Here is a 20378-nt window from a genome sequence, read left to right on the forward strand (position 1 = left end):
TGCCATCTGCCTTTTAGACACTTCCCCCGTCTCAGACCCCAAATCACGGACAATACCCCATGCCCAGATACCGCTCTAAGACCACCACCGAAGGCCGCAACATGGCGGGGGCCCGTGCCCTGTGGCGCGCCACCGGGATGCAGGAAGGCGACTTTCAGAAGCCCATCATCGCCGTGGTCAACTCGTTTACCCAGTTCGTGCCGGGGCACGTTCACCTCAAGGACCTCGGCCAACTCGTCGCCGCCGAAATTCATCAGGCGGGCGGGGTCGCCAAGGAGTTCAATACCATCGCTGTGGACGACGGCATCGCCATGGGCCACGACGGAATGCTGTACTCGCTGCCCAGCCGCGAAATCATCGCCGACAGCGTGGAATACATGGTCAACGCCCACTGCGCCGACGCGATGGTGTGCATTTCCAACTGCGACAAGATCACGCCGGGAATGCTGATGGCCGCGCTGCGCCTGAACATTCCGGTGGTGTTCGTGTCCGGCGGGCCGATGGAAGCGGGCAAGGTGCGCCTGAAAGACGGTGAGCACGCGCTCGACCTCGTGGACGCCATGGTGATGGCCGCCGACGACAACGTGAGCCAGGAAGACCTCGACCTGGTCGAACGCTCGGCCTGCCCCACCTGCGGCAGTTGTTCGGGCATGTTCACCGCCAACTCCATGAACTGCCTGACCGAGGCGCTGGGCCTCTCGCTGCCGGGCAACGGCTCCACCCTGGCGACCCACTCTGACCGCGCGGCGCTGTTCAAACGGGCGGGCCACCTCATCGTGGACCTCGCCAAGCGCTACTACGAGGGCGACGACGTTTCGGTGCTGCCGCGCAACATCGCCACCTTCGACGCCTTCGAGAACGCCATGACGCTCGATATTGCGATGGGCGGAAGCACCAACACCGTGCTGCACCTGCTCGCCGCCGCGCACGAGGCGGGCGTGGACTTCACGATGGCGGATATTGACCGCCTGTCGCGCCGCGTGCCCGTGCTGTGCAAGGTCGCGCCCGCCAAGGCCGACGTGCACATGGAGGACGTTCACCGCGCCGGGGGCATCATGGCGATTCTGGGCGAACTCGACCGCGCCGGGCTGCTGCACGCCGAGGCCCGCACCGTCCACGCCCCGACGATGGCCGACGCCCTGAACGAGTGGGACGTGAAACGCAGTGCCCAGCACGAGGAGTTCTACCGCGCCGCGCCGGGCGGCATTCCCACCGTGTTCGCCTTCAGCCAGTCGCGCCGATACAAGGAACTTGATACCGACCGCGAGGGCGGTGTGATTCGCAACGCCGAGCACGCTTTCTCGCCCGACGGTGGTCTCGCCGTGCTGTACGGCAACCTCGCGGAAGACGGATGCGTGGTCAAGACCGCTGGCGTGGACGAGAGCATCCTGAAATTCACCGGAACCGCCCGCGTCTACGAGTCGCAGGACACCGCCGTGGACGGCATTCTGGGCGGCGGAGTGGTGGAAGGCGAGGTCGTGCTGATTCGCTACGAAGGTCCGCGCGGTGGCCCCGGCATGCAGGAAATGCTGTACCCCACCAGTTACCTCAAGTCCAGGGGCCTGGGCAAGGCGTGTGCCCTCGTCACCGACGGGCGGTTCTCGGGCGGCAGCAGTGGCCTCAGCATCGGCCACGTCTCGCCCGAAGCGGCGGAGGGCGGCACCATCGCCCTGGTGCAGACAGGCGACCCCATTGAAATCGACATCCCGAACCGCACCATCCACCTTGCCGTCAGTGACGCCGAACTCGCCGCCCGCCGCCTGAGGGCCGAGGAACACGGCTTCAAACCCGCCGAGGAACGCCCCCGCAAAATCACCGCCGCCCTGCGTGCCTACGCCTCCATGACGACGAGCGCGGCGCGGGGGGCAGTGCGGAATATCTGATGCAGATGGCAGAAGGCCGATAGCAGATGGCTTGACGCCTTTTGCCATCTGCCTTCTGCAACTCAAGGAGTACCCATGACCACCCCAATCCCTGAACAATCCACTCAAAAACCCCTCGGCATCCTCTTCATGGCCTACGGTGGCCCCGAAAACCTCGACGAGATGGCCGGTTACTTGGCCGACATCCGTGCAGGTCGCGTGACTTCCAGCGCCATTCTGGACGAAATCACCAACAACTACCGCCAGATTGGAGGCAAATCGCCGTTGCCCGAGTTCACGCAGGCGCAGGTGGACGCCACCATGAAGGCACTGGAAGCGACGGGCCGCCCGCTCAAGGCGTACATCGGCATGCGTCACTGGTCGCCCTGGATTGAGGACGCCGTGCGCGACATGCTCGACGACGGTATCGAACAGGCCATCGCCATCGTGCTGGCCCCGCACTACTCCAGTCTCAGCGTCGAGAAGTACCAGAAGAAAATCAAGTCGGCCCTGAAGATGTACCACGGGCACATCGACTTCGCGTTCATCAACGACTACCACACCGAACCCGGTTACATCACCGCGCTAGCAGACCGTGTGCGCGAAGGCATCGCCCAGTGGCCCGAAGGCGAGCGCGACGACGTGCATGTGGTTCTCTCGGCCCACTCGCTGCCCGTGCGGATTGAAAAGGAAGGCGACCCCTACTCCAGGCAACTGCTCGAAAGCGCCGCTCTGGTGGCCCAGCACGCCGGATTGCGAGACGACCAGTGGAGCTGGAGCTACCAGTCGGCGGGCCGCAGCCCGGAGCCGTGGCTGGGGCCGCAGCTCGACGAGCATCTGGAGGCGCTGGCGGAAAAAGGCGTGAAGAAGGTGGTCAGCGTGCCCGTGGGCTTCGTGTCCGACCATGTGGAAATCCTCTTCGACATCGACATCGCCGCGCAGGAAGTCGCGCAGGAACTGGGGATGAAGCTGGTGCGCCCGCCCGCGCTGAACACCGACCCGCTGTTTATCGGGACGCTGGCGAGTGTGATTGAGCGCAAGGCGGCTGCGCTGTAAAGACACCCCTCATACGGATTCTGCTTAATTCCTGCACAGTCGGGCCTATACAGTTGGGAAGGCGCCGCCTGTGCATCCATATCGCAGAATCCGTATTTTTTCCTACTCGCATCCGCTCTGCTGCGCAGCTTTGCAAGTCGGATTGAATCTGAAACGACCAGATTCAATCGGAATCCGTATCAGTCAGCTCTGCTGACAGCTCCCCTCACAAGGGAGCCGAAAAAACCATGCCAGTGGCCTCCCTTTTCAGGGGAGGTGGCCCCGGAGGGGTCGGAGGGGGAAAACCGCCCATGACAACCCAACAAAACCAACTTGAACAGCTCCCCACCATCGTCGTCGGCGCGGGCATGACCGGCCTCGCCGCCGCGTGGGAATTGCAGCAGCGCGGCGTGCCGTATGTGCTGCTCGAAGCGGGCGACTATTTCGGCGGCAAGGTGCAGTCCGAACCCACCGAAGACGGCTTTCTGGTGGAAAAAGCCGCCGACGCCTTCATTCTGGGCAAGCCCTGGGCGCTGGAACTCGCGCATGAGGTCGGGCTGCGCGAGGAACTGATTCACCCCCGCGAGGACACCAAAAAGCTGTACTTCCTGCGCGGCGGGCAACTGCTGGACTTTCCGCAGAACCTGAAAATGTTCGTGCCGCTGGACGACGAGAGCTTTCTGCAAAGCGGTGTTTTGTCGCCCGAGGGCCTCAAGCGGATGCTGGACGAGCAGCACGTCCCGCCCAAACCCCCCACTGATGAGGACGAGTCGCTGGCGTCCTTCATCACGCGGCGCTTCGGCGAGGAGGCCATGAATTTCATCGTGCCCCTCGCGGCGGGCATCTATGTTGCCAACCCCCACGAACTCAGCATGAAGGCGGCCTTTCCGCAGTTCCTCGCACTGGAACAGAAGTATGGCAGCGTCATCGCGGGCAGCCGCGCCACACCCCGCGCCCAGGGGCCGATTTTCGGGTCGTTCCGGGGCGGCATGTCCACGCTGGCGAACGCCGTGGCCGAGAAGCTGACGGGCGACGTGCGGCTGAATACACCTGTGCTGGCCGTTCACCCCGACGGCGTCACGGTTGCGGGCGGTGAAAAAATCGCGGGGAGCGGCGTCATCCTGACCACCCCCGCGTGGTACGCCGCGCCGATGCTGCGCCAGAGTTTTCCCAAAGCCTCCGCGCTGGTCGGCGAACTGAAGGCGAACGGCTCGGTGGCGGTCATTCTGGCCTACCGCGAGGGGCAGTTCCCCCGCGACATGCACCTGCACGGGCTGCAAGTCGCCGCCGACGAGGGCATTCACATGAAGGCCATCACCGTCCACTCGGCCAAGATGCACGGACGTGCCCCCGAAGGACACGTGCTGGTGCGGGTTTTTTTCAAGGAACTGGAGCCGCAGACGGCCTGCGCCGAAGCCGTGCGCGAAGTGGAGCGTCTGTTCGGGGCGCAGGGCGAACCGCTGTGGCACGCCTATGCCGACTGGCGCGGCAAAAACCCGGCCTATCAGGTGGGGCATCTGGAACATCTCGCCCGCATTCGCGCCGCGCTGCCGCCGAATGTGCGCGTGGCGGGCGCGAGTTACACGGGCGTGGGCATTCCCGACTGCGTCAACGCGGGCCGGACGGCGGCGCGGGACGTGGTGGCCGCGCTGGGCGTGGCTGGGTGATACCCCGATAAAGGCCAACGTTCCCGGCTCCCCTCCCCTGCTCGATTGACTGTCGGGCGGGGATTTTGCTTCGTCTGGTCACTTTTTCGCTCCATGATACGGATTCCGATTGAATCTGAAACTACCAGATTCAATCCGAGCGGAATCCGTATGAGGCTGCCGCTGCCCCCCGCTTCTCCCCCTTTTGCCGGATGCAACTTCTCACCTGTCCGGCGCGTAATGGAGATATGACCGACAGGCCCCTGCTCACCCCCCCCGACGCCATGCTCCAGGCCCCGGACGCGGTGCCGAGTATCCAGGCCGCCGAAGCGCCCGAAATGGTGCCGCTCTCGCCCGAAGACCGGGTGCGGCTCGACGGGATGGCCCGCGCCTTTGCCCAGGACGTGCTGAGCGCGGGGACCAACTCGCCTGAGTTCCGCCGCAAGCTCGACGCGGTGCATGACCTCGGCCTCCCCGAGCAGCGCGCCGCCGCCCAGAGCAGCAACCGGATGCTCGACCGCCCCCTGCGGGCCACCAAAGCCGGGGCACTGGCCGAGGGCAGCGACATTTTGAAGGGCCTGACCGACCTGCGGCGCACCGTCGAGGACTTAGACCCCAGCCGCACGCCCACGCCGCGCCGCCTGTTCGGGCTGCTGCCGGGCGCGAAAAAAGTGCAGAACCACCTCGACAAGTACCAGTCGGCGCAGGCGCATCTCAACGGCATTCTGGAGTCGCTCTACCGGGGCCAGGACGAACTGCGACGCGACAACGCCGTGATTGAAACGGAAAAAGTCCACCTCTGGGAAACCATGCAAAAGCTGCGGCAGTACGCCCACGTCGGCAAGGCGGTGGACGAGGCGCTGACCGCGCAACTGTCGCAACTGGCCCAGACCGACCCGGAAAAAGCCCGCATCGTCTCCGAGGAACTCCTCTTTGCCGTGCGCCAGCGCGTGACCGACCTGATGACGCAGCTTGCCGTGAGCATCCAGGGCTACCTCGCCCTGGACCTCGTGCGGCGCAACAACATGGAACTCATCAAGGGCGTGGACCGCGCCACGACCACCACCGTCAGTGCCCTCAAAACCGCGCTGATGGTGTCGCAGGCGCTCGGCACGCAGCAGGCGGTGCTAGGGCAGGTCACGGCGGTCAACGACACCACCGGCAAGATGATTTCGTCCACCGCGCAGCTTTTGCGCCAGCAGTCCACCGCCATTCAGCAGCAGGCGGGCAGCGCCACGGTGGACCCGCAGGTCATCCAGAACGCCTTCCGCGAGGTCTACGGCGCACTCGACAGCATCAGCACCTACCGCCAGCAGGCGCTGGAGCGTTTCAGCGAAACCATCCGCGTCCTCGACAAGGAAGTGGGCCACGCCCAGCACTACCTCGACCGCGAACGCCAGAACGCGTCCCGCGAAATCGCCCAGGGGCTGAATGTGACCCAGGAAGGCGAGCTGAAGCTCTGAGGGCTGACCTCAGGGCCGCCCACCTCCTACGGCTTCGGACTGATTCCCCCGCCGTCTCTGTTCCTTCGCAGCTTTGCCAGTTCCGCTGGCCGGATTTCACCGTGTTTTCAACGCGATTTGACCGGCATCCGTATCAGGCCAGCGCCATTGCCCCGGCACGCACTGCCGCAGGTGCGGCCACGCCCAGCATCGCGTAGACCGAGGCGGTCCAGCCCGCGTCGTCCAGCACGCGGTAATGGTGTGCCCACTGCCAGCAGCGGTAGGCGTCGGCGGCGGTTTCCTGCGCGGCCCCGTTGCGGGGGTCAGGGAGCAGGCTCGCCAGCGTCAGTGCGGCGTCCAGTTCGGCCAGGGTTTTCGGCCCCAGCGCGAAGGACACCCGGCCACCCTGTGTGTGGGCCTCGCTCAGCCAGCGGCGCAGGGTGGCCTCGGGGGGCAGGCCGTACAGAATCAGCTCTCCGCCGGGATGCGCGGCGTTTACGTCCAGCAGGGTCAGTCCCGGCACATTGTCACGCAGGTAAGCGGCGACCCCGTTTGCGGCGTAGGCGGCCGCCCCTGTTTTCAGAAACGTCATCGCCTCACGGGGATGGAGACGCGCCAGAGTCGCCGCCCCCTCCGCCGCTCCGGCAAGTGCGAGGGGAGCCGACGGGCGCAGGCCCGAGGCATGCAGTTCCAGTGAGGTCCGGCCCCGCCACTCGTTGAGGGCGAGTTCCGCCGCCACGTCCCGCTCACCGGGCGAGTCGTCGCGCTCGCTGTACTTGATGCCCTTGACGCCGCCGAGCCGGAATTGCAGGGCGTCTCCCTGCTTGCCCACCAGCCGGGTCTCGGCCAGGGGACCGCGCAGGTGCCACAGCGGGCGCGGGTGGCCCTCGCCGAAGGGTTCCAGCGCACTCAGTTCGCCCAGCAGGTCGGGCGTCAGCGCCGCCGGAAGCAGAGGCGCGTCCAGGCGCACCGTCTGGGCAGGCAGCGGAAAACGCCGGGCGTACCCGTGAATCCGCTCGCGCAGCGCCCCGAAGTTGTCCGGGTCCAGTGAAAACCCCGCCGCGCCCGGGTGTCCCCCGAAGCGCTTGAGCAGGTCCTGGCTTTCCCGCAGCCCCTGCACCGCGCTGATCCCGGGTGTGGAGCGCACCGACCCCTTGCCCTGCGCAACGATGTACACGGGCCGGTAGAAGGTGTCCACCAGTTTGCTCGCCACGATGCCCATCACCCCCGCGTGCCAGTCCTCGTGGGTGAGCACCAGCGCGGGGTCGCCAGGGTCAGCGAGTTCGAGCGCCTGCGCGAACATGTCGTCCTGAATCTTGCGCCGCTCCTGGTTGCGGATTTCGAGGTAGGCCGCCAGACTCTTGGCCTCGTGGTCGCTGGGGGTGGTCAGCAGGTCGAGTGCCCGGTCCGCTTCCCCCATCCGCCCGGCGGCATTGATGCGCGGCGCGAGGATAAAGGCCACGTCCCGCGCGGTGGGCTGCCGCACCCGCTTCTCGTTCATCAGCGCCCGCAGACCGGGCAGCTCGGTGCGGGCCATTTCCTCCAGTCCGGCCCGGACCAGCGCCCGGTTTTCCCCCAGCAGCGGCGCCACGTCCGCCACCGTGCCCAGGGTCGCCAGCGGCAGCAGCGAGCGCGGCTCCGGCCGCCCCAGCGCTTCATACACGGCCCACAGCAGGTGATACGCGACCCCCGCTCCGGTCAGGTTGTGGCGGTCGGGGTCATAGCCCGGCGTCAGGTGGGGGTGAACCACCAGACACTCGGGAAAATTTTCACCGGGCGCGTGGTGGTCGGTCACCACGACCTCGGTGCCGCACGCCAGCAGCGCCCGCACTTCTTCCAGGTTGGAGACTCCACAGTCCACCGTCACCACCAGATCGGCGGCGGCGGCATGTTCGGGCACCCGGTCAGGGTGAATGCCGTACCCCTCGTTCAGCCGGTGGGGGATAAAGCCGTGCACGTTCGCCCCGATCTCGCGCAGTCCCAGCACCAGGGTCGCGGTGGCGCTGACGCCATCGGCGTCGTAGTCCCCGTGAATACGAATGCGTTGCCCCGCCTGCACCGCCGCGACGATGCGCCGGGCTGCCTCACGGAGCGCCGGGTTGGGTGTCAGTTCCAGCGGGGCGGCCAGCAGCTCCGTTCGTAGGTCGCGGCTGCACAGCACCTGCGCCACCGCAGGCGACACCTGCCACTCACGCATGGTTGCCAGCAGAACGTCCCGGCTGGCCGGAGCAGCCAGAACCCACCGGGTCTGGAGGTCACGTTTCACTCCTCACCCCGGGCGACAGTGGTCTCGGGACCGGGCGAGCCGGGCAGGGCCACCCGCGCCCCCAGCGTTTCGGTCAGACGACGTTCGAGCAGCCGCCGCTCCCGACCCTCTTTGCGTTGGCGCAGCGAGCCGCGCACCACGGGCGGCAGCAGCAGCAGCAACATGTACCCGCCCCCAAGCAGGGCGAACAGCGAGACGGCCCATCCTGTCGAGAGCAGCATTTCTCCTCGCCCCAGCGGAAGAGGCAGCCGAACCATGCCGGGATTTTCCAACCCCACCAGCAGCAGATAAGCGAGCAGCGCCAGCAGGCAAAGCACTTGAACAAACGGCATGACGCGCATTCCGTGAGTCTAACGCAAGCTCGCCGCACCATCCGGATAAAGGCCACAACAGCAAAAACCCCCTCACGGGGAGGGGGCTCTGAGTCTACGAGAGACTTAGAAGAAGAACTTCAGGCCGGCCTTGCCGCCGATGTTGAAGCCCTTCTGCTTGCTGTCGTAGGTGGCAGCGGGGGTCAGACCAGTGCCCATGCCCCTGTTGCTCAGGTAGTAGCGGCCGTTGCCTTCGGCGAACACGGCGATGCTGTTGTTCACGCGGTACTCGACGCCGACCAGACCCAGAGCGTAGGGGTCGGTCTGGCTGCCGCTCACGGCGGAGCTGCCGTTGCTGGCACGGGTGCGGCTGTTGGTGATACCCAGACCCGCACCAGCGTACACGCCGAAGTTGTCGGCCACGTCGAAGCTGCCGGTGGCGGCCACGTCGGCGCTCACGCCGTTCCAGGCAGGCTGGTAGGCAGCGGACACGCGAGCGCCCAGGGGACCGAAGACGCTCTTGGCACCCACGACACCGCCCACTTCGACGCAGTAGTCCACGCGGTTGTCGCCCTGACGATCAAGCTTGTTGATGCAGCGGCTCTGAGCGGGGGTGGTGATGCCCTGCTTGGCACCCACGGTCACGCCGGCATACAGGTTGCCCATCGCGGTGTCCACGGTCGGGGTCACGTCACCGATCACCACAGTGGTGCCGGTGTTGGTGACAGGCGCTTCGGTGGTGGTGGTGGTCGTCGTGGTGTCGGTGGTGGAGACGGTGCCAGTGCCGGCAGGACCCTGGGGACCGGCGGGGCCCTGAGGACCGGCAGGACCCTGGGGGCCGGCGGGGCCCTGAGGACCCTGGGGGCCGGCGGGGATGTTGCGCACGGCAGCTTCCAGCGCATCGACACGGGCGGTCAGGGCGGTCACGTCCTGGCTGGCAGCGCCGGTGGCCATGCCGTTGATGCGCTCTTCGAGGGCCGCGAGGCGAGCGGTCTGGTCGGCGGTCACGCGCTCCAGGTCGCCCACGCGGGTGGCGATGGCGGCCAGCTCGGTGCTCACTTCCTGCATGCCGTTCATGACGACAGTCATGTCACCCTGGCTCAGGCCGCAGGTCGACAGCGCGTTGGTGCTGAGCATGCGGTAGAAAATCAGGGCGGCCTGGTAACGGGTCAGGTTCTCGTTGCCACGGAAGGTGCCGTCGGGGAAGCCCTGGATCAGGCCGCACTGGGTGATGCGGTCAACGGCGTCCTTGGCCCAGTGACCGGCGGGCACGTCGCTGAACTGCGTCACCTGAGTAGCAGCGGTGGTGGTCGCGGGGGCCGCGGTCTGAGCGCTGGCAGCGCCGAGGCCCAGAGCCAGGATGGAGGAAATCACGAGGGTCTTTCGCATGGGGTTCTCCTTGAGCGGCTGAAGAGGATCAGATGTGTTCCGAACCGTTTTCAGCTCCTCTCGACACGGTAGAGACCCGTCATGAGTATCCTGTGAAAATCGGCTGGTCTGTGAGGAGAAAAGAACCCCAAAAAGGTCGAAAACTTCCTTGACAACTCAATTATGTGGATTGAATGATAAGAGCCAGGGTTTAAATGTGCCCCCTCTATTCCTCTCAGGGACGGCACCGTTACGCATTTCGATGAGGATTCGGACTGGCGATTCATCTTCAGGACTCATGAGAAACCGAGGTCGCCAGGGACAGCGTAGATGTACGAAAGGGTCGCTTGGTCCGGACGCTGGAGCCGAACGCTCTGGACCTCAATAAAGACCAATTTAGACCTAGGCTTAGGCCCCCGGTCGCTGGACACACCTTGAGTAGCATGTGTAAGATACACCCGTCTAGCGTTCCACTCCCCGCATCAGCAGGCTGAAGGCCGCAGTGTGGAACAGTGGGACCCGAGCCTGGACCCGTCCTTCTTCACGTCTTTTCCGGTCGCCGTCCCTTGCCTTCTGATCAGGCCGCCGCACCGCGTCTTCAAAGGAATTGCCATGCAACTGACTCCACTCCACGTCACCGGAGGCCGCCAACTGAGCGGCGAAATCGCTGTTCAGCACAGCAAGAACGCGGCCTTGCCCATCATCGTCGCCACGCTGCTTTCCAGTGAGCCGGTCACGCTGCATGGCGTTCCGCGCCTTTCGGACGTGTACACGATTCTGGAACTGATGCATCACCTCGGGACCCGGCATGCCTGGGTCGGCCCCAACAGCCTGACCCTGCACACCCCCGAGATCCTGAACACGGACGCGCCCTACGCGCTGGTCAGCAAGATGCGGGCGAGCTTCATCGTGCTCGGGGCCATCCTGGCCCGTGCCGGGACCGCCACCGTAAGCATGCCCGGCGGCTGCGCCTGGGGACCGCGCCCGGTCGATCAGCATGTCAAGGCGCTGCGGGCGCTGGGCGCTGAAGTCACCGAGGACGGCGGCAACTTCTTCGCGCGGCGCGAGGGCAGCCTGAGCGGCAGCTTCGTGTTCGAGCTGCTGACGGTGGGCGGCACCCACAACGCGATTCTGGCGGCGGCGCTGGGTGAGGGCACCGTGATCCTGGAAAACGCCTCTATCGACACCGACGTGGTGGACGTGATCGAGTTCCTCAATGTCCTCGGCGCACGAATCGAGGGCGCGGGCACCAACACGATCACCATCCACGGCGTGAAGGCCCTGCGCGGCGGCGAGTACACCGTGATTCCCGACCGCATCGAAGCAGGCACCTTCATGATGCTGGCCGCCGCCACCCGCTCGCAGCTCACGCTGACCAACGTGCGCCCCGACCACCTGCGGGCCGTGACGAGCAAGCTCGCCGAGATGGGCGTGGACATTCTGGAAGACGGCAACCGGATGATCGTCGATGCCCGCGACCGTGAACTGAAGCCGGTCAACGTGACCACCCAGAGCTACCCCGGCTTTCCCACCGACCTGCAACCGCAGATGAGTGCGCTGCTCGCCACGGTTCCCGGCACCAGCGTGATTCAGGACCCGGTGTACCCCGACCGCCTGACGCATGTGGCCGAGCTGCACCGCATGGGGGCCACCATCACCGTCAGCGGCTACACCCAGGTCATTCAGGGCGGCACTCTGCACGCGGCCCCGGTCAAGGCCGCCGACCTGCGGGCGGGCGCCGCCCTGTTCATCGCCGGGCTGACCTGCGAGGGAGAAACCGTCATCGACGGCGTGCAGTACCTCAACCGGGGCTACGAGCGCCTCGCCGAGCGGCTGCGCGGCATCGGTGCCCAGGTGACGCAGACCGAGTCGGTGCTCGCCGCCGACGACTGAGCGAAAACGGAAAAGAGAGGGGGCCGTGCGAATCATGCACGGCCCCCCTCTCCGTTGCCTGAAGGTCAGGCGCCCGCTCCCCGACCCCGCACTTCGAAGCCTGCCCCGCGCAAAATGGCGGCGGCGCGGGCCGTGTCCTCCGGAGATTCGAGTCCCAGGCGCAGCGACCCGCCGTCCTCACGGATGGCGAGCACCTCGATGTCCTTGATGTTGACCCCCTCGGCCCCGAGTGCCTGGGTCACGGCGCCGATCTGGTTGGGGCGGTCGGACAGGACCACCACGAGGTCGTGGCGCAGGGGCAGCAGGCTGCGGCGCACCACCGGCAGGCTGTCGCGGGTGCGTTTGCCCTCGTGCGCGGCGGCCAGCAGTTCCTCGGGGTCGTCGAGATCGGCTTCGAGGCGCTCGAGCTGGGTGCGGAACCGGCCCAGGGCCTCCCGCAGCGCGGCGCGGTTTTCGATCACCATGTCGCGGCTCATCACGGGGTCTCCGCTCGCCACCCGCGTCAGGTCACGAAACCCCCCGGCGGCAAGCAGGCTCAGGCGCTCGTCACGGGCCACCATGTGGGTCAGGGCGAGGCTGGCAAGGTAGGGCAGGTGGCTGATGGTGGCGACCAGGCCGTCGTGGGCCTCGGGCGGCATCACGACGGGCGCGGCGCCCAGTGCTTCGACCAGAGAACGCATGCGGGTCAGGGCGGTCAGCGGCGTGTACTCGGTGGGGGTGAGCACCCAGACGGCGTTTTCCAGCAGCGCGGCGCGGGCGTGGGTCACGCCGCCACGTTCGCTGCCGGCCATCGGGTGCCCGGGAACGAAGTTGCGGACCCCGAGGGCCTGTAACTCAGCGGCAATGCCCGACTTGACACTGCCGACATCGGTGACGAGGGCCGCCGGGCCGATCAACGGGGCCAGTTCGGCGGCCAGCGGCGCCAGCGCCCGCATCGGGGCGGCGAGGACCACCAGATCGGCCTCACGGAGCCACTCGCCGGGCCGTGAGCGCACCTCATCCACCACCCCGAGGGCCTCGGCTTCACGCAGGGCGTCGGGGCTGGGGTCGAGGCCCACGATGCGCCGGGCCAGCCCACGCTCGCGCAGACCCAGCGCCACGCTGCCCCCGATCAGGCCCACCCCGGCCACCACGACCTGTTCGAACAAGACGGAGGGTGGCCGGGGCGTGGCGTCGGTCATGGCGGGGAGGCTAACACGCGCCCGTCCTGCTGCGGAGCGGTCTGTCCGGTCAAGCCGGGGGGGCTTAGCGCAGGCGGTCGCGCACCGCCGCCAGCGTCTCCTCGAACTCGTCCTGAAAAGCGTCTTCGAGTTGCGCGTCACGGATCAGCTCGTCTTGCAGCGTCGTGAGCTGTTCACGCGCCCAGCGCACCCGGGCGTGCCACGCCGAGAACACGTTGCCCTTCCCTGCCACGAACCGCGCCGCGTGCCGCACGGCTTCGCCGGGGTCGTCGGTGGGGGCCACGACGCTCAGGTGCCGCAGGTCGCCGCCCCGGTCATTGACCAGCGAACAGATCACTTCGATGCGCTGTCCGCGCCGGGCCAGAAACACCTGATCCACCCGCCACATGCTCGTCGCCCGGATCGGCTCGTGCGCCGTGTGGGCACGACCGGCGCGGCGCGCCATCAGCTCTCCTCTCCGCTGCCCGGCGCCTGCACCAGCGGCGTGGGGGGCCGCAGGGTCACACCTTCCGGGGTCCATTCGCGTACCCCTTCCAGGCCCAGCAGCACCCGCCCCGCGCCTTCGGCCAGCGCCTCGAGTTCGAGTTCGCCCGGCAGCACGACAAAGGGCGCGATCCAGGCCAGGCGGCGCTCGATGCGGTCCACCACCGCGTCCCAGCGGGCGATGCCGCCGGTCAGCGCCACCGCGTCCGGGCGCCCCGGCAGCGCCGCCGTCTGTTCCCCGATGGCCTTGCAGACCTGGTGAACGAAGGCGGCGATGGCAGTCTGCGCCACGGGGTCCTCCCCCTGTTCCTGGCGGCGCTCGATTTCGCTGAGGTCGGCGGTTCCGGTCAGGGCGAAAAAGCCGCTGCCGCGCGTGAGCAGCCGCAGCAACTCCGGCTCGGTGTGTGTCTGGAGCAGCCGCAGGACGGCGCGGGTGGGCAGCGGCCCACTTTGCCGCGCTCCCATCGGGCCGCCGTCGGGGGCGGTGCCGGTGGTGTCGATGGCGCGGCCCTGATCGAACGCCGTGACGCTGGTGGTGGCCCCGAGGTGCGCGACCACCACCCGGGCCTCACGAAACTGTTTACCGACCTCGTAGGCGGCGCGGCGGGCCACCGCACGGGCGTTAAGCGCGTGAAAGCGGGCCTCGCGGCGCACGCCGGGCACCCCGGTCATGTGGGCCTCGGGCAAGAGTTCGTCCACACTCTGCGGGTCCACGATGTAGGCGGGCACGCCCCGCGCCTGGGCCACCCGCAGCGCGAGCGGCGCTCCCAGGCCGGGGCTGGGGTCGTCGGCGGGCGGCGAGCCGCAGACGTTGTCGAGAACGTAGTGCGCGAGTTCGGGGGTGACGTGATAGGTCCCGGCAGGCACCCGGCCCATCAGCCCGCCGCGCCCCACCACCGCGTCGGGCGCAGGCCAGGCGGCGGTCTGCTCCAGGATGCGCTGCGTCAGGGCCTCCAGACCGAGTTCGTCGGGCGCCGTCTCCAGCGGCAGTTCTTCACGGGTCAGGGTCACCCGCAACTGGCTGGGAAATGCCGGATTCTGGCCCGGCTCGATCACCGCACAGGCGAGCTTGACGCCACTGATCCCCGGGTTGATGACGTGCGCGATCATAGACACGCCAGCGTAGTGCAGGTCCGAACAAATTGCCATGCCCGTGTTCTGTGGCTGCCCCTGCCCGCCTGCCGGACCTTGACACCTGCGGAAAACCGCGCGTACACTACCCCCTGCCTCTGAATGCAGGGGCGGAGTTTGTGGTCGAGACGGGGCGTAGCGCAGCCTGGTAGCGCACGTCGTTCGGGACGACGGGGTCGGAGGTTCGAATCCTCTCGCCCCGACCACAGCGAAAAAAGCCTCCCTCCGGAAACGGGTGGGAGGTTTTTTCATCGGCCCCCCCTCCACCGCCTTCCGTCTTTTTCTGATTCCCGCCTCTCTGCCCGTCGCCTTTCTCTGTCCTCTGTATTCTGACCCCCATGCGCGTGTTCGCCATTGCCGACCTGCACCTGTCCACGGCGCAGCCCAAACCGATGACCGTGTTCGGGCCGGGCTGGGCCGGGCACCCGCAGGCGATCTGGGACCACTGGCGCGAGCAGGTGCGTCCGGAAGACGTGGTGCTGCTGCCCGGCGACCTGTCGTGGGCCATGCGGCTCGACGGTGCGCTGAGCGACCTGCGGCTGCTGAGCGACCTGCCCGGCACCAAGGTGCTGCTGCGCGGCAACCACGACTACTGGTGGCCCACCGCCAGCAAGCTCCGCGCCGCGCTGCCCCCCGACCAGGTCGCGGTGGTCAACGACGCGGTCAGACTCGGCAACGTGGTGATCGGCGGCTCACGCGGCTGGCTGACCCCCGGACACGAACCGCTGGGCGCCGAGGACGAGCGGCTGCTGGCCCGCGAAGCCGAGCGCCTGAGCCTGAGCGTGGGGGCCGCCGAGCGGCTGCGGCAGCCGGGCGACCACTTCATCCTGATGCTGCACTACCCGCCCGCCTCGCCGCCGTACCCGGCCAACCCGCTGACGAAGGTCGTCACGGCGGCCCGACCCGACGTGGTGGTGTACGGCCACCTGCACGGCGTGGCGCCCGAACGGGCGATGAAGCATGTGGGCGGCATTCCGGCACATCTGGTCGCCGCCGACGGTCTGCGTTTCCGGCCCAAACTGCTGCTCGACACCGGCGGCGCACCCCCGCTCTCCCCTTCGCCCGACCACCCGGCAGCTCAGTAAGCCACCCGGCAGCGCAGCAAAGAGAACCGGGCCGCCTCAAGGTTGGGGCGGGCAGCGGGTACACTGGCGAACGCATGATGTTCTTTCGTCTTGCCCTGATGGTACTGGGGCTGGTTCTGGGATACAGCGGCGGGCAGATTCTGGCACTGAGCGGTTCGCCCGAAACCGCCGTCATCAACACCGTCAGCCTGATGCTGGCCGGGACCCTGTCGGCGCTGCTGCTGGCCCCCCGCGCCGAAAAGGTGGCGCGGCGCTGGGCGGAACGCTTCCGGGCGTGGTACGAGCGCCTGGCCCCGACCACCGTGGCGGCGGCCACCTTCGGCCTGATCGTGGCGCTGCTGCTCAGCGTGCTGCTCACCAATCTGCTGCGCGGCCTGCCGTTCTACTCCTGGCTGCTGAGCGTGGGCGCCACCGCGCTTCTGGCGGCCTTTTTCATGACCTACGCGGTGCGCAACGCCGACGCGTTCGGTGCGCTCGCTTTTGCGCAGGTGCGGCGCAAGCCCGGCGGCAAGATTCTGGATTCCAACGTGATTATCGATGGCCGCATCGTGGCCCTGACGCAGGCGGGGTTTCTGGACGGCGACCTGATCGTGCCCGCGTTCATTCTGCGTGAGTTGCAGACGCTGTCGGACAATGCGGACGCCAACAAACGCACCCGGGGCAAACGGGGGCTGGGCGTGCTGGAGGAACTGCGTGCGCTGCGGCCCCTGCGCATCGAGGACTGGGACGACCCCCACCTGCCCACCACCGACGACAAGCTGATCCGGCTGGCCCGCGAAACCGGCGCCAAGCTGCTGACCAACGACACCAACCTCGCCAAGGTCGCCAAGCTGCACGGTCTGGACGTCCTGAGCATCCACGAGGCGGCGGTGGCGCTGCGCCCGCAGCTTCAGGCGGGCGATACCCTGGCCGTCACCATCAGCAAGGGCGGGCAGCAGCAGGGGCAGGGCGTGGGCTACCTCGAAGACGGCACGATGGTGGTCGTGGAAGACGGACTGAAACTGCGTGGCAAGCCCGCCCGCGTGGTGGTCGTGAACAACATGCAGACCAACGTGGGCCGGATGATCTTCGCCAAGCTCGACCGCGAGCAGCCCTGACCCCGGCACACCGGGCCGCAGATGGTGAGCTGTCAACCTGCCCGCGTCCGGGGCGGGCGCTATGCTGCACGGGCCTGGTCCCTGCCGCGTCCGCTCTGCCCTCCGCTTCACGGCGAGAAGGCGCAAAATGCAGAACACCACGCTCCAGATTTCTCGCCAGGACACCACAAGGGGGAGTAGCGCCCTATGACCAATCGATTTGATGACCGCGCCCGGCTCGTTTTCCATTACGCCCGCGAGGAGGGCAACCGTCTCGGGCACGCGATGGTCGGGCCTGAGCACCTGCTGCTGGGGCTGATGCGCGAGGGCGGCGGCGCCGCGCAGATTCTCGGCGAGTTCGGCGCCACCCTCGACTCGCTGCGCCGCAAGGTCGAAGACATCATCGGCCGGGGCGAAGGCAGCCGCCTGAACGACGCCCCGAGCATCACGCCCCGCGCCCGCCGGGTGATGGAACTTTCGGGCGCCGAGGCCCGCGCCCTGGGGTCGCAGACCACCTCCACCCAGCACATCCTGCTCGGCATCATCCGGGAAGGCGACGGGGTGGCCTTCCGCATCCTGCAGGACCTCACCAAGGACGTGGAAACGATTCGCTGGCGCATTCTGGCCGAGGACAGCGGCGGCGAAGGCAAGGGAAGCAAGCCCGTCCCCACGCCTTTTCTCGACGAATATGGCCGCGACCTGACCAAATGGGCGCGTGAAGGCAAGCTCGACCCGGTGATCGGGCGCAGCGAGGAAATCCGGCGCGTGACCCAGATCCTGACCCGGCGCACCAAGAACAACCCGGTGCTGATCGGTGACCCCGGCGTGGGCAAAACCGCCATCGTGGAAGGGCTGGCACTCGCCATTCACGAGCAGCGCACGCCCCCGTCGCTGCACGGCGTGCGCCTGATCAGCCTCGACCTGAGCGGCGTGGTCGCGGGCACCAAGTACCGGGGCGAGTTCGAGGAGCGCCTGCGGCAGATCATCGAGGAGCTGCGCACCGCCAAGGTCATGGCCTTTATCGACGAGCTGCACACCCTGGTCGGCGCGGGCGGCGCGGAAGGCACGCTCGACGCGGCGAACATCCTCAAACCGGCGCTGTCACGCGGTGAGATTCAGGTCATCGGCGCGACCACCACCGGCGAGTACCACCGTTACATCGAAAAAGACGCCGCGCTCGAACGGCGCTTTCAGCCGGTCATCGTGCTCGAACCCAGCCCCGCCGAAACGCTGCAAATCCTGCGCGGCCTCAAGCCCAGGTACGAGGAGCACCACGGCGTGCAGATTCCCGACTCGGCGCTCGAACTCGCCGTTCGCATCGGGGAGCGCAGCCTGCCGGGGCGCAACTTCCCGGACAAGGCCATCGACCTGATCGACGAGGCCGCCAGCCGCGTTCGCCTGAACATGAGTGTCGGCCTGCCGGTGGGCGAAACCGAGAGCGGCGAGCCGATGGTGACGCGAGAAGACATGGAAAGCGTCATCAATTCCATGGGCGGCATCTACTCCGAGGAAACCGGCGCGGCACTCGTGGACCTGGAGGAGCAGCTCGGCGAGCAGGTGTACGGTCAGGCCGAAGCGGTCCGGGCGCTGACGAGTGCGATGCGCCGCGCCCGCGTGGGTCTGGGCGGACGCGCCCGCGTGTCGGCCAGCTTCCTGTTCGTGGGGCCGAGCGGCGTGGGCAAGACCCACCTCGCCAAGGCGCTGGCCCGCACCCTGTTTGGCAGTGAACGGGCGCTCATCCGGGTGGACATGTCCGAGTTTCAGGAAGGCCACTCGATTTCCAAGCTCATCGGGTCGCCTCCCGGCTACGTCGGCTTCGAGCAGGGGGGCAGGCTCACCGAGGCCGTGCGCCGTCAGCCCTTTTCCGTCATCCTGCTCGACGAAATCGAGAAGGCGCACCCCGACATCTACAACACCTTCCTGCAGGTGCTCGACGACGGGCGCCTCACCGACGGACAGGGGCGCACGGTGGATTTCCGCCGCACCGTCATCATCATGACCAGCAACACCGGCTTCAACGTCAACCCCACGGTGGGCTTCTCGCCCGTGACGCCCGACTCCAACGCGCCGCTGCGCAACATCTTTACGCCCGAATTTCTCGACCGCCTCGACGACGTGATTCGCTTCAAGTCGCTGGGCGAGGAAGAACTGGTGCGGGTCGCGCAGCAACTGCTGGGCGAGATGCGCGAAGAACTCGCCAGCCGCGAACTGAACGTGACCTTCGACCCGGCCATCGCCGCGTGGGTGGTGGGCAAGCTCAGGGCACGTTCGCCCAAGCACGCGGTGGGCAGTTCACGGCAACTGCGCACGCTGCTGCGCGAGGAACTCGAAGACCCGCTGGCGCTCTACCTCGTGGAACAGGGCGCACGGGACCTGCGGGTGGTGCTGGGTGAAGACAGCATCGAGTTCGAGCAGACCGAGCGCTCGGCCCCGCCTCAGATTCTGGCCTGAGCTGCAGGCACCCCTTCAGCTTCAGGCACCCCTTCAGAGGAGCGCCCCGATTTTGGGGTGTTCCTCATCTCTTTCATTCTTCCAGGCACTTCCAAGTCTTTATGCTGGGGCAGGAGGCAAGAAGGCGCGTGCCGGAACCCAGCGAGAGCAAGCAGAGCAGGACCCGTTCGACCCGACAACCCAAAGAATCCCTCACCAAAGACAGACCCTCCCCCGAGCGGCTGAGCGAGCGGCTCGTCTCCGACCGCAAGGTCCGGGCTGTCGCGCAGGCCGGAAGCTACGGCAGCGAACTGGCCTGGGCCGGAAGCGTTCCCACCTTCATCACCTTCGAGCGCGGGCTGCTCTCGGCGCAGACCGAAACCCGCTCGGGCGTGACGCTGCACCGTTATCCCTACGAACAGCTCGAACTCTGGCGCGACTGGGAAGTGGCGCGGCCCGAGGCGCCGGTGGCGCTGCTGGCGACGGCGCGGGTGGCCTACGACCCCACCGGCTTTTTCGGGCGGATTCAGCGCACGCTCTGGAACCTCAGCGAGGCGCAACTGGCCGAGTACCGCAGCGAACTGCTGTTCGGGGCAGCCGAAGCGCACCGCGCGGCGCTGACCGCCTACACCGGCCCCGGACACGGCCCCCGCGAACAACTGCTGGCCCTGGCCGACGCCCGGGACATCGCCGTGAAGTGGCTGTACCCGGCGCTGCTGACCCACATCGAGCGCTGGCCGGAATACGAGATTCGCCTGCCCCACGCCTGGCGGGCCAGTGCCGGGCTGCGTTTTCCCAAAGCCATCTACCACCTCGACCAGCTCTACGGCTTTGGCGGCGAAGCCGAGGCCAAACGGATGCTGGTCGCCACCCGGGGCCTGGGCCTGGTCGAGCAGGAAAAGCGTGCCCGCGCCGCCGTGCAGGCCGGGTACTACGACGGCGCCGTGCGGTTTCTGCGGGACGAGTCGGCCCGCGTCGCCCGCACCGACCTGGAACGCTGGGCGCACCTGAGCAGCACCCGGCGCGACAAACTGGGCATCCTGCTCGGTGTGACGCGCTCGCCACTCGGCCCCGGCGCCCTGGACCTGGTGCGCGAACTGCTCGACGAGGTGCGCGAAGGCCGCTGAGGCCCTCCCGCCACGCAAAAAGCCCCCGCGCCGCGTGTGCCG

At 67.5% G+C, this 20378-nt stretch carries 15 protein-coding genes and 1 tRNA gene; 10 read left to right on the forward strand and 6 right to left on the reverse strand.

All coding sequences use genetic code 11. From position 1 onward, the window contains the following. Positions 1–59: 59 nt before the first annotated feature. The 4 genes from ilvD (at position 60) to G6R31_RS06375 (ending at position 6006) form a co-directional block, all read left to right on the forward strand. Entirely contained in the window at positions 60–1883 is a 1824-nt protein-coding gene (gene ilvD, locus G6R31_RS06360) for a dihydroxy-acid dehydratase (protein ID WP_017870789.1), read from the forward strand. Between the two features lie 75 nt (positions 1884–1958). Beyond that, positions 1959–2918, forward strand: coding sequence for a ferrochelatase (hemH, locus tag G6R31_RS06365; RefSeq protein WP_025567887.1), 960 nt, complete (start codon positions 1959–1961; stop codon positions 2916–2918). Positions 2919–3208: 290 nt separating this feature from the next. Next, positions 3209–4564, forward strand: coding sequence for a protoporphyrinogen oxidase (gene hemG, locus G6R31_RS06370; RefSeq protein WP_017870791.1), 1356 nt, complete (start codon positions 3209–3211; stop codon positions 4562–4564). 227 nt (positions 4565–4791) lie between these two features. Further along, entirely contained in the window at positions 4792–6006 is a 1215-nt protein-coding gene (locus G6R31_RS06375) for a toxic anion resistance protein (protein ID WP_017870792.1), read from the forward strand. Positions 6007–6139: 133 nt separating this feature from the next. Here the strand turns inward: G6R31_RS06375 and recJ are convergent, their stop codons facing one another. The 3 genes from recJ to G6R31_RS06390 form a co-directional block, all read right to left on the reverse strand. Then, a complete protein-coding gene (recJ, locus tag G6R31_RS06380) occupies positions 6140–8182 on the reverse strand; it encodes a single-stranded-DNA-specific exonuclease RecJ (RefSeq protein ID WP_152423665.1) in 2043 nt (680 codons plus the stop codon). Between the two features lie 65 nt (positions 8183–8247). Beyond that, positions 8248–8592 (reverse strand): hypothetical protein, encoded by a 345-nt coding sequence (locus G6R31_RS06385; RefSeq protein ID WP_017870794.1) that lies wholly within the window; start codon positions 8590–8592, stop codon positions 8248–8250. Between the two features lie 96 nt (positions 8593–8688). After that, positions 8689–9951: an outer membrane protein gene (locus tag G6R31_RS06390; RefSeq protein ID WP_017870795.1), complete on the reverse strand. Its 1263-nt coding sequence runs from the start codon at positions 9949–9951 to the stop codon at positions 8689–8691. Between the two features lie 591 nt (positions 9952–10542). Here G6R31_RS06390 and murA point away from each other — a divergent pair. Further along, positions 10543–11823, forward strand: coding sequence for a UDP-N-acetylglucosamine 1-carboxyvinyltransferase (gene murA, locus G6R31_RS06395; RefSeq protein WP_025567098.1), 1281 nt, complete (start codon positions 10543–10545; stop codon positions 11821–11823). Positions 11824–11888: 65 nt separating this feature from the next. Here the strand turns inward: murA and G6R31_RS06400 are convergent, their stop codons facing one another. The 3 genes from G6R31_RS06400 to G6R31_RS06410 form a co-directional block, all read right to left on the reverse strand. Then, a complete protein-coding gene (locus tag G6R31_RS06400; protein ID WP_017870797.1) occupies positions 11889–13004 on the reverse strand; it encodes a prephenate dehydrogenase in 1116 nt (371 codons plus the stop codon). 64 nt (positions 13005–13068) lie between these two features. Then, positions 13069–13449: a hypothetical protein gene (locus G6R31_RS06405; protein ID WP_017870798.1), complete on the reverse strand. Its 381-nt coding sequence runs from the start codon at positions 13447–13449 to the stop codon at positions 13069–13071. Then, entirely contained in the window at positions 13449–14597 is a 1149-nt protein-coding gene (locus G6R31_RS06410; protein WP_017870799.1) for a butyrate kinase, read from the reverse strand. Before G6R31_RS06410 ends, G6R31_RS06405 begins: the two co-directional genes overlap by 1 nt. Before the next feature lie 150 nt (positions 14598–14747). Here G6R31_RS06410 and G6R31_RS06415 point away from each other — a divergent pair. From G6R31_RS06415 to G6R31_RS06435, 5 genes are all read left to right on the forward strand, one after another. Continuing rightward, positions 14748–14824, forward strand: a tRNA-Pro gene (locus G6R31_RS06415). 132 nt (positions 14825–14956) lie between these two features. After that, positions 14957–15703: a metallophosphoesterase gene (locus G6R31_RS06420; RefSeq protein WP_017870800.1), complete on the forward strand. Its 747-nt coding sequence runs from the start codon at positions 14957–14959 to the stop codon at positions 15701–15703. A gap of 74 nt (positions 15704–15777) precedes the next feature. Next, complete coding sequence (locus G6R31_RS06425; RefSeq protein WP_017870801.1) at positions 15778–16800, forward strand: PIN/TRAM domain-containing protein; 1023 nt, start codon at positions 15778–15780, stop codon at positions 16798–16800. A 186-nt stretch (positions 16801–16986) separates the two neighbouring features. Continuing rightward, positions 16987–19230, forward strand: coding sequence for an ATP-dependent Clp protease ATP-binding subunit (locus G6R31_RS06430; protein WP_025567101.1), 2244 nt, complete (start codon positions 16987–16989; stop codon positions 19228–19230). A gap of 128 nt (positions 19231–19358) precedes the next feature. After that, entirely contained in the window at positions 19359–20336 is a 978-nt protein-coding gene (locus G6R31_RS06435; protein WP_017870803.1) for a hypothetical protein, read from the forward strand. Positions 20337–20378 lie beyond the last annotated feature (42 nt).

The sequence above is a fragment of the Deinococcus wulumuqiensis R12 genome (assembly GCF_011067105.1).
Taxonomy (GTDB): domain Bacteria; phylum Deinococcota; class Deinococci; order Deinococcales; family Deinococcaceae; genus Deinococcus; species Deinococcus wulumuqiensis.